This is a genomic window from Streptomyces sp. URMC 124 (genome assembly GCF_051386455.1).
Taxonomy (GTDB): domain Bacteria; phylum Actinomycetota; class Actinomycetes; order Streptomycetales; family Streptomycetaceae; genus Streptomyces.
This window is the reverse complement of sequence record NZ_JBPQTS010000083.1, coordinates 21,074-30,990: the sequence shown is the minus strand read 5'-3', so window position 1 is coordinate 30,990 and position 9,917 is coordinate 21,074. Positions and strand designations below refer to the sequence as shown.

Here is a 9,917-nt window from a genome sequence, read left to right as displayed (position 1 = left end):
GGGGCGGGGTGGGTGTGGTGGCGGCGTAGCCAGATGTAGAGGAGGAGGCAGGGCAGCAGCAGGCCGCAGAGGGTGATGGCCAGGAAGGCGGTGAAGCTGCTGATGTGGGTGACCAGCCAGTCGAAGTTCTGGCCGAAGAAGCCGACCACGAACGACAGCGGCAGGAACACCGACGCCAGGATCGTCAGCCGCTCCATCGTGGCGCTCTGCCGCAGGTTGATCTTGTTCTGTTCCACGGAGATCACCGCGATGTTCGCTTCGAGGACGGTGGCCAGCAGGTCGCGCTGGGCGGCGACCTCCTCGTTGACGAGCAGCAGGTGGTCGTGCACGTCGCGGAAGTACGGGAGGAGCCCGGCCGGGGCCTTGCCCGACTGCAGGCGGCGGGTCACGACGGCGAGCAGCGGGTGCACCGCGCGGTAGAAGTCGGTGGCCTCGCGGCGCAGGGAGTAGATCCGCTCGGTGGGGGCGACCGCGCCGGAGAACACCGTGGCCTCGATCTGCTCGATGTCGCGTTCCAGTTCCGCGACGACGGGCGCATAGCTGTCGACGACCTGGTCGAGGATGGCCCACAGCGTGGAGACGCTTCCTGCCCGCAGCAGTTCGGGGCGGCCTTCCAGCCGGCTGCGGGCGCCGCTCAGCTCGCTGGCGATGCCCTGGCGCACGGTGATCACGAAGTGCTCGGCGAGGAAGATGCTGATCTCGCCGGTGTCGACCTCCTCGCGCTCGTCGTCGTAGCGTGCCGTGCGCAGGATGATGAGCTCGGTGCCGTCCTCGTACTGCTCGGCCTTGGGCCGCAGGTGAAACGCCCGGGCGTCCTCGACGGCGAGCTCGTGCAGCCCGAAGCACTCGCGCACCCTCGCCAGTTCGGCGGGGCCGGGTTCGAACATGCCCAGCCAGACGAAGCCGCCCTGCGCGCAGCGGGCGGCCGCCTGCTCCAGCGGCATGGCGCCCTCGTGCTGCCGCCGGCCGTCACGGTAGTGGGCGCAGTCGACGATCACGGCCTTCCTCCTCGCGGCCGGCCCGGGCCGGGGCCCGGACAGGGTGCCGGGGCCGTCCCCGGCTGGGGGTCACCGAAGCTCATGGCGCGACCGTCGGCACCTTTTGCCTGCTTTTCAGGTGCTTCGCTTGGGAATCTAGCTGTCCCGCGGCGGAAAGTGGCGCAGCCACACGACCTCAACGGTCCCAGAACGCGCAGTGGTGGCCGGCTCCCCCATCGGAGGGCCGTACGCCTCCCCGGCCCGGCGCCAGGGACTGGACGGATGGCGCCCCGCTGCGGAACGCCGGCCAGCGGGGAGCGCCGGGGTGGTTCGGGTCACCGGTGAGCGCGAAGCGCGTCCAGTAGCCGGTCATCCGGTCGGCCAAGGCCCGCTGCCGGCCGGTGAGCGGCTGTTTCGTGGGCGTGGAGCCGAAGAGGTAGGCGAGCTCGAAGCCGTGCGCGGCGCCGTAGGGGAAGCCGGGCACGTCGGGGAGGCCGTCCAGGACGGGCGCGTTCCGGTCGGCGAACTCGTAGGCGTACGTGGGGACGTGCCGGGCGAGGGCCCTGTCGGCGCGCAGTGTGGTGCACGCCCACGCGCTGTCGGTGGTCACCGCGGCCCAGGCGAGGGCGGGCGTGGGGTACGCGGAGAGCGGGTATTCCGCCTCGACGGCCCCGGCCGCGCCACCGAAGGAGGTACGCAAGCGGGCCCGGTAGTCCCGGGCGTCGCGAAGGGGGTACTGGGCGAGGGTGAAGCCGAGGAACATCCGCATCTCGTCGCGGTTGGCGCCCTGCATCACCGGCACCCGGTGGAAGCGGCCGCCCTCCAGGGCGCGCGCCGGATCCGTGGGCAGGAGGAGGTTGCCGTACGCCGGCCTGTTGAAGACGGCCGTCAGCTCGGGCGTGACGAGCTTCCCGGCACCGAGGCGGCGCAGGCAGTCCAGTGCCCCCGCGCCCCGCGGGCACCCGAGGCGGACGGCCGCCGCCGCGCCCTCGCCGCGGAGGCTGTGCTGGGAGACGAAGGGCCGGTAGGCGGGGAGGCTCGGGACGAGGGCACCGGGCGGGTACGCCGTCATGCAGGAGCCGCTCTGCACGACGGCCTTGTCGAAGAGGCCGGCGGCGGTCGGCGAGACCAGCTGGGCGCAGGTGCTGAGACCACCGGCCGAGACCCCGAACAGGGTCACGTTGCCCGGGTCGCCGCCGAAGCGGGCCGCGTTGGCCCGGACCCAGCGCAGGGCCGCCTGCTGGTCGGCCAGTCCGAACGGGGGCGCGTCCTCGAGCTCCGGATGGCCGAAGAATCCGAGCGCTCCGAGCCGGTAGTTGACGGTGACGACGACGGCACCGCCCCGTACGGCGAGCCGATCGGGGCGGTGGGCGCTGCCCGTGCCGTACGTGAAGCCGCCGCCGTGCAGCCACACCATGACGGGACGGCCGCGGGCGGGCCCGGGGCCCGTGGGTGCGGTGACGCTGAGGTGAAGGCAGTCCTCCGAGCCGGTGGGGGCTCCGCCGCCGAACACCGGCGGCTGCAGGCACGCGGGCCCGGGCGTCCCGGCCTCCCGCACCCCGCGCCAGGGGCGGGCGGGCTGCGGGGGCCGCCAGCGCAGCCGGCCGGTGGGCGGTGCCGCGAAGGGGATGCCCTCGTACGTGGCGAAGCCGTCGTGCGCCCTGCCCCGTACGAGACCGCGGTCGGTCGCGGCGACCGGGCGCTCGGGCACGGGGCGCTCAGGCGCGGGGCGGCCCGGTCCCGGCGCCGCGGCGGTGACCGCGGGCGACAGCGCCAGGAGCGCCGCGGCCAGGGCGCCGCGGAGGCAGCGCGGGAAGCCGCCGAGGCGGCGCGGGAAGCCGCGGAGGCGGCGCGGGAAGCCGCGGAGGCGGCGCGGGAACCGGGTGCGACGCATGCCGCTCAGAACTCCCCCGAGCCGGTCATGTTCTCCAGCGTGCGCGTGAACGTCCGCCGCAGGCGCGGCACCGTGCGCCGGGCCTGCGGCGTACCCACGTAGATCGAGTTCATGTACAGACCGTCGTCGGTGCGGTGGAGCCAGAAGCAGAAGCCGTTGGTGCGCGACAGCCAGACGTGCTTCCTGGCCTGCCGGGGCACGTGGTGCTGCGCTCCGGGCGAGCGGCGGAAGTCGAGGTAGGAGAAGAAGTTCACGGCGTACGGCCAGTAGCGGACCTTCGTGTACTCCACCGGTGCCAGCAGCTGCCACGCCTTCACGAACGGTACGTCGACGTGCTGCTGCATCTCGGCGGCCGCGGAGCGCACGCCCGCCATGACGGTCCGCAGGTCCCGGCCCTCGGCCACGGAGAAGGCGATGGGCATCGTGTTGATGAACCAGCCCATGGTGTGGACGTAGGAGCCGCGGCCGCGTTCGCTGACCGGCATGATGCCCCGGTAGACGTCCGGGCCGCCCTCCTTTCTGAGGGAGACGCCAACGGCCGCCAGGAGCCCCATGAAGAGCCGGCCGCCGGCGGCGCGGCACGCGGCCTCCAGCTCCTCGGTCTCCTCGGCCCCGAGCAGCCTCTCCGTCTCGTTGACCGCGGGGTACATGCGGCCCGGCTCCGCACCGAGGTCCAGCGGGAACCGCGGGAAGAAGCCGTCGCCGCCCGCCATGAAGGCCTTCCAGTGGTTCAGCCGGGCGTCGTCGGCGTCGAGGGAGACGTTCCGGCGGCGCTGCTCACGGCTGAAGGCGAGGTAGCTGCCCGCCTCCGGAAGAGCAGGGCTGCGGTCGTCCGCGAACGCCTCGTAGGCCGCGGCGATGTCGTGCACCGCGATGGGCGTGGACAGCCCGTCGGTGACGAGGTGGTCGCAGGCGAACCAGACCGTGGCGGAGTCGTCCCTGACGACGGCACCCATGCGGATCAGCGGCCAGGACAGCGGGTCCACCTGCTGGAACGTCCGGTGCAGGTGCTCCCGCACACCCTCGGCCGAGTCGACGCACCCCAGGTCGTACTCCTTGACCTCCACGTCGTCCGGCCCGAGGACGTCGCAGGACACCTCGCCGACGAGCTGCTGGAAGCTGCAGCGCAGCACCTCGTGACGCCGGACGAAGTGGAGCATGGCGGCGCCGAGCGCTTCGCGGTCCACGGGCCCGGGGAGATCGAAGGTACCGGCGACGTAGGCGCAGACGGTGTCGTTGGCTCTGTGGGCGTCCTGTGCGACGGTGAAATGTTTCGCCTGGTTGTAGGTCGTTGCCGCGCCCGGCTGGGCCGGCCCGGCGGATCCGACCATCTTCGAAGAGACCACCGCCCATTCGAAGACGTGCCCTGGGGCGATTTCCACATCCTCGACGGATACCTGGATCACGGGGTCCCTTCCCCTTGTCGGTTGCGCCGCGCCTGCCGGTCGTGCCCGGGCGGGAGCCGCCGCCACGGGGAGGGCAGAGGCCCGGCCGGCACATTTAGGCATTGACGCATTGAGGCATTGACGCATTCACTCGTTCAGCCCAACGAGCCGACTGGCCAGGGGAAACGGGGGCCGCACACGGCGGGGCGCGCCCGAGCGGCCGGCGCACCCGGGGGAAGGTGGCCCCAGCGACGGGGGCGACCGCTCCGGCGACACGGGCGGAAAGAGAAGGGTGCCGATGATCTCCACGGAGGTTCTGATCCCCACCGACGGGCCGGCGCTCGTCGGCGACCTCGCCGTGCCCGGCTCCGCCCGGGCGGTGGTGCTGTTCGCCCACGGCAGCGGCAGCTCCCGGATGAGCCCGCGCAACCGCGCGGTCGCCGGGACGCTGCAGGAGGCCGGCCTGGCCACGCTGCTGATGGACCTCCTGAGCGAGGAGGAGGAACAGGTGGACGCGGTCACGGCTCAGCACCGCTTCGACATCGCCCTGCTGAGCGGGCGCCTGGCCGCAGCGATCGACTGGCTCGGCCGGGACGAGCGAACCGCCGGCCTGGCGGTCCATCTGTTCGGAGCCAGTACGGGCGCGGCGGCGGCGCTCACCGCGGCCGCGGAGCGGCCGGACCGCGTGCGCTCGGTCGTCTCGCGCGGCGGCCGCCCCGACCTCGCCGACGACGCCCTCGACCGCGTCCGGGCCCCTGTCCTGCTGATCGTGGGCGGTCACGACTACGACGTGCTGCAGATGAACCGCGCGGCCGCCGCGCAGCTGCAGGTGCCCCACGAGGTGCACGTCGTCCCGGCGGCCACCCACCTGTTCGAGGAACCGGGAACACTGGAGGAAGTCGCCGACGTGGCCTGCCGGTGGTTCACGCGGGCGTCTACGCCGCCAGCACCTTGAGGAGTTGCTCGCCGAATTCCTTCGGGCGCTCGACGGCTCCGAGGTGCCCGCCCGGGAATTCCACCAGCGCGCTGCCGAAGAGTTCCGCGAGGCGGGCTGCCGGCGCGTAGAAGACCTCCCGGGTGCGCGACCGCCGCCCCGCCGCCGGGACCAGCTTGTGCGCGGCCGGGCGCAGCGCCTCCAGGTCCGGGGCGGACGAGGAGAAGGGGCACAGCATGTGCTCCAGGAAGACCGGGAAGTTGGCGTGCATCCTGGGGGCCATCTCCTGGATTTCGGGCGGCAGTCCGGCAGACCGCTCCGCCTCGCCCTCCACCCCCTCCTCCGCCTCGTCCTCCGCCACCGGCTCCCCGATCCCCGCACCGAACCGGGCCATCGCCGCACCGAGCCCCTCCGCCCGGAAGGCGTCGCGGACCTCCGCGAAGAGCGCCTTGTACCGGGCGGGGTCCTGGAGGAGCTCCACGAGCGGCGGCTCGTGCACGACGACACGGCGCAGCCGCCCGGGGTGGCGGGTCAGCAGGTCGAGCGCGACGACGGCGCCGGAGCTGCACCCCATCACGCTGGCTTCCTCAGCGGGCGCGAGGTGGTCGAGCAGGCGCCGCGCATCGTCGCTCCACACCTGAACCTGCTGGTCGGCGAGCGGGCCGTCGAGCGTGCTGCGGGACAGGGCGCGCGGATCGTAGGTCACCACCGTGTACGCGGCGGCCAGCGCCGGCATCATGCCCGCGAACATCCCGGCGTCTCCCGCGCCGCCGGAGATGAGCAGCAGGAGGGGTCCGCTGCCGCGCGTCTCGTAGTACAGGGTCGCGCCGGGCACGGCGAGGGTGCCGGTGGTGTGGCTCGGGCCGGAGCCTGGACTGGGTTTGTCGTTCATTTCTATCTCCCCGTTCATCTCTTGCTCCCCGTTCATTTCTGAAGACTCTTAAGTTCCCGAAGGCCACTGCTCCAGGACCACGTGGAGGGCCTCGAGCCCGCGCTCCCAGGACTCCTGCACGGGGCGGGAGTGCCCGAAGCCGCCGCTGAGCTCCAGGTGGATGTAGCCGTGGAAGGTGCTGCGCAGCAGCCGGCCCGCGTCGGTCAGGTCCGGCTCGGTCAGGCCGTAGCCGCGCAGCATGCCGTAGGTCAGCTCGACGCTGCGCCGGAACCCGATGGAGTCCGCGACCTCTTCCGGTGCGAGCTGCATCTGCGTCGCCGCGTACCGGCCGGGGTACGCGAGGGCGTAGGAGCGGTAGGCGCCGGCGAAGGCGACGAGCGCGTCCTTGCCGGCCCGGCCCGCCACCGCCTCGGCGATGCGCTCGGTCATCTCGGCGGACCCCAGCAGGGCGATCCGCACGCGCAGCTCCCTCAGGTTCTTCACGTGCGAGTAGAGGCTGGCGTCCTTGACGCCGAAGTGCCGCGCGAGGGCGGAGACGGTGACCTTCTCCAGCCCGGCCTCGTCCGCCATCACCGCGGCGGCTTCCGTCAGCCTGGCCACGGTCACTCCTGCCCGTACCATGCGCACCCCTTTCCTAGGATCTCTAGGAAAAAAGCTAGCACATCAAGCCGACTCCTCGTCAGCTCAGTGCACGTGCGAAGATCGTTTGGCTGTACGCACTGGTGAGGACGACGGTGGAGGGCAACGATGTACGCGATATCCCTGGGCGACGACGGCGCCGAACTGTGCCCGCTCGAACCCTGGCAGGCCGAGGAGTTCGTGGCCCACGTGGACCGGGGACGGGAGTTCATCGGCCGCTACATCCCGCTGCCCGATGTCGTCGCGGACCTGGAGTCGGGCCGGGCGTACCTCCGGTCGTACGCGGAGAAGGCCGCGGCCGACACCGGGCGGATCTACGGCATCCGGGCGGACGGCAAGCTCGTCGGCGCGTTCATCGTGCGGAAGATGGACGTCGCCCAGGGCGTCGCCGAGGTGGGCTGCTGGCTGGAACCGGCAGGGGTGGGCAAGGGCCTGGTGACCCGGGCCGCACGCGCGGTCATCGACTGGGCAGTCGAGGAGCGGGGCATCCATCGCATCGAGTGGCAGGCCTCGACAGCCAACGAGTCCAGCATCGCCGTGGCCCGGCGGCTCGGGATGTCGAAGGACGGCGTGCTGCGCGAGAGTTTCCTGTCGGGGGGCGAGCGGCACGACATGGAGATGTGGTCGGTGCTGGCGCCGGAGTGGCGGGCAGGCAAGCAGGCCGCCGCTCGGGCCTGAGGCCGGAAGTTCGGGGCCCGGACGTCACATCGGGGCCCGGCTCTCGCATCGGGGCCCGAACCCGACTCTCGCATCGGGGCCCGGACGTCGTAGCTGCCGCGGGAGCCCGGTCGACCGTCGTCGACCGGGCTCCCGTACGTCGTCCGTCGGCGGGATGCAGCCCGCTCAGTGGACGGACATGCCCTCGTGGTGCGGCCGGTCGGCCTCCGGCCCGGCCTGCTGGCGACCCCGCTCATGGGCCCGCTCTTGGCCCCACTCAGGGCCCCGCTCACGGCCCTGTCCGCGGCCCGGGCGGAACGGCCACCACGTGCCCCGGCCGAGGATCGCGGCGAGCGCGGGCACCAGGACGAGGGAGAGGACGAAGGCGGAGAGCAGGATGCCGAGCCCTGTCGCGAAGCCGATCTGCTGGGTGGAGGGGGCCGCGTTGACCGCGAGGCTGCCGAACGACGCGGCCAGGACGATTCCCGCCGTGGCGATGGCGGGCGCGGTGTGGCGCAGGGCGCGGGCGACGGCGGCGCGGGCCGGGCCGGGGCGTTCCATCTCCTCGCGGATGCGGTCGCTGATCAGGATGTTGTAGTCGGTGCCGAGGGCGACGACGAAGAGGAACAGCACCAGCGGCAGGACGAAGTTGACGCCCGGCTTGCCGAGGAGGTGCTGGAAGAAGAGGGCGGAGGCGCCGAGGGTGGCCGCGAAGCCGAGGCCGACGGCGACCATGAGGACGGCGGGGGCGAGCAGACTGCGCAGCAGGACGAGCAGGATGAGGGCGATGAGCACCGCGGCGACCGGAAACACGATCTTCAGGTCGTGGTCGACGGCCGTGGAGATGTCCGCGAAGACCGCGGCCGTGCCGCCGACGTGGGCTTCCAGGCCCGCGGGGGTGTGGGCGGCCACGGTGGCGCGGACGGGTCCCGAGACGAGGTCGCGGGCCTGCTGGGACTGGGTGTCGGGGGTGAGGTAGAGGTCGATGCGGGCGGCGGTGCGGTCGGCGTTGAAGGCGGTCCTGCCGACCTGGCCGACGCCCTTGACCCCGGCGAGGGCCCTGGGCAGTGCGTCGAGCGCCCCGGCGGGCAGGGCGCGGCCGTCCTCGGCGGTGACGTAGACGGAGGCCGGGTCGGACACTCCGGCGGGCAGGGCGCGGGAGATCTCGGCGGAGGTGGCGGCTGCCGGGGTGTCGTGGGTTCCGGAGGTCTGGCCGAAGTCCATCCGGATGCCGGCCAGGCCCGTGGCCAGGGCGCCGAGCAGGGCGAGGGAGGCCAGCACGGCGGCGAACGGCCGGCGGGCGACCAGGTCGCCGACGCGTGCGGCCGCGCCGGGCCGCGGCTCGCGCTCGAGCGAGCGGGAGGGCCAGAACATCTTGCGTCCGGTGACCGCGAGCAGCGCCGGCATCAGCGTCAGGCTTGCCAGCAGCATGACGAGCACCGAGACGGCGATGGCGGGGCCGAGCACCCGGAACTGCCCGAAGGTCGCGACGCCGAGCGTGGCGAAGGCGGCCACGATGGTGAGGGCGGCGGAGGTGACGGCGGTGCCGACGCGGGCGCTGACCTCGGCCGCCACGGCGCGCGGTGCCAGGTCCGGGCGGGCCCGCAGCTCTTCGCGGAAGCGGAAGAGGAGGAAGAGGAAGTAGTCGACGCCTATGCCGATCAGCACGACGCTGATCATGCTCGGCGTGGAGGAGTCGAGGGTGGTGCCGGTGAGCATCGCGAGGCCGACCACCGCTCCCGCCGCGGCACCGCCGACGATGAGGACCGCGAAGAGCGGTACGAAGGCTGCCAGCACACTGCGGAACACCAGGACGTTGATCAGCACGATCAGGCCGACCATGAGGATGCCGACGACCTTCTGGGTGACCTCCTCGGCTTCGGTGGTGTCGACGAGGTCGGCCAGACCGCCGGTGAAGCCCGTACGCATCCCGGCCTCGGCGAAGTCGGCCTTCGCCCGGTCGCGGAAGGCGCGGTAGAGGTCGTGCATGCCGGGGTCGGCGGAGTTGCCGGCCAGCTCCACGGAGAGCAGCTCGAAGCTGCGGTCGGGCGCGAGCGCGGCGGGGCTGACCTTGGGCGTCTGGGAGTGGTCCTCGGCCAGGAACGACGGCGGGCCGTCCTCCTTGGGCTCCGGCATCTCGACGCGCCGGTGGCCCAGTTGCCCGGCCAGGTCGCCCACGCGGCGGTGGTCGGCACCGGTGAGGGGCTTGCCGTCGGCGCGGGCGACGAGCACGGTCACCGCATTGGCGTCGGGCTTCACCCCGAACCGCTCCTCGGCCACCTTCAGCGCGGCCGCCGAGTCGTACGTCGCGGGCAGGAAATCGCCGCTCTGGCTCTGGGTGACGCGGTAGAGCAGCGCCGGGCCGAGCATGCTCAGGAAGATGCCCAGCACCGCCCAGAGGAGGACGACCTTCCATGGGTTGCGGGTGGAGAGCCCGGTCAAGGCGCGGATCACGTTGTCCTCCGGCAGTGGTTCTCGTACGCCGGGTCCTCCCGGCCGGTGTCCAGCTCATCAGCGCGGACCGCGGGAATCGTCCGAG

Annotated in this window: 8 protein-coding genes; 2 read left to right on the top strand and 6 right to left on the bottom strand. The window is 72.8% G+C overall.

The genetic code is table 11. The annotated features are described in order from the left end of the window. The 3 genes from ACSNOG_RS18775 to ACSNOG_RS18765 form a co-directional block, all read right to left on the bottom strand. On the bottom strand, window positions 1–998 hold a 998-nt coding region (locus ACSNOG_RS18775; protein WP_436753805.1), incomplete at its 3' end, for a magnesium and cobalt transport protein CorA. 175 nt (window positions 999–1,173) lie between these two features. Next, window positions 1,174–2,871: a carboxylesterase/lipase family protein gene (locus ACSNOG_RS18770; RefSeq protein WP_436753804.1), complete on the bottom strand. Its 1,698-nt coding sequence runs from the start codon at window positions 2,869–2,871 to the stop codon at window positions 1,174–1,176. Window positions 2,872–2,876: 5 nt separating this feature from the next. Beyond that, window positions 2,877–4,277, bottom strand: a complete 1,401-nt coding sequence (locus ACSNOG_RS18765; protein WP_436753803.1) for a condensation domain-containing protein — start codon at window positions 4,275–4,277, stop codon at window positions 2,877–2,879. A 277-nt stretch (window positions 4,278–4,554) separates the two neighbouring features. On the opposite strand from ACSNOG_RS18765, the gene ACSNOG_RS18760 reads away from it, so the two are divergent. After that, window positions 4,555–5,211: a dienelactone hydrolase family protein gene (locus tag ACSNOG_RS18760; protein WP_436753802.1), complete on the top strand. Its 657-nt coding sequence runs from the start codon at window positions 4,555–4,557 to the stop codon at window positions 5,209–5,211. Here ACSNOG_RS18760 and ACSNOG_RS18755 read toward each other — a convergent pair. Further along, entirely contained in the window at window positions 5,192–6,082 is an 891-nt protein-coding gene (locus tag ACSNOG_RS18755; RefSeq protein WP_436753801.1) for an alpha/beta fold hydrolase, read from the bottom strand. The two genes, ACSNOG_RS18760 and ACSNOG_RS18755, sit on opposite strands and share 20 nt — an antisense overlap. A gap of 48 nt (window positions 6,083–6,130) precedes the next feature. Then, window positions 6,131–6,703, bottom strand: coding sequence for a TetR/AcrR family transcriptional regulator (locus ACSNOG_RS18750; protein ID WP_436753800.1), 573 nt, complete (start codon window positions 6,701–6,703; stop codon window positions 6,131–6,133). A 126-nt stretch (window positions 6,704–6,829) separates the two neighbouring features. On the opposite strand from ACSNOG_RS18750, the gene ACSNOG_RS18745 reads away from it, so the two are divergent. Further along, entirely contained in the window at window positions 6,830–7,399 is a 570-nt protein-coding gene (locus tag ACSNOG_RS18745; RefSeq protein WP_436753799.1) for a GNAT family N-acetyltransferase, read from the top strand. 165 nt (window positions 7,400–7,564) lie between these two features. Here the strand turns inward: ACSNOG_RS18745 and ACSNOG_RS18740 are convergent, their stop codons facing one another. After that, a complete protein-coding gene (locus ACSNOG_RS18740; RefSeq protein WP_436753798.1) occupies window positions 7,565–9,832 on the bottom strand; it encodes an MMPL family transporter in 2,268 nt (755 codons plus the stop codon). Window positions 9,833–9,917: the final 85 nt, after the last annotated feature.

Excerpts from the sequence above, each read along its gene's own strand:
- ACSNOG_RS18770 (WP_436753804.1), bottom strand. The coding sequence starts at position 2,871 with ATGCGTCGCACCCGGTTCCCGCGCCGCCTCCGCGGCTTCCCGCGCCGC.
- ACSNOG_RS18760 (WP_436753802.1), top strand. The coding sequence starts at position 4,555 with ATGATCTCCACGGAGGTTCTGATCCCCACCGACGGGCCGGCGCTCGTC.
- ACSNOG_RS18755 (WP_436753801.1), bottom strand. The coding sequence starts at position 6,082 with ATGAACGACAAACCCAGTCCAGGCTCCGGCCCGAGCCACACCACCGGC.
- ACSNOG_RS18750 (WP_436753800.1), bottom strand. The coding sequence starts at position 6,703 with ATGGTACGGGCAGGAGTGACCGTGGCCAGGCTGACGGAAGCCGCCGCG.
- ACSNOG_RS18745 (WP_436753799.1), top strand. The coding sequence starts at position 6,830 with ATGTACGCGATATCCCTGGGCGACGACGGCGCCGAACTGTGCCCGCTC.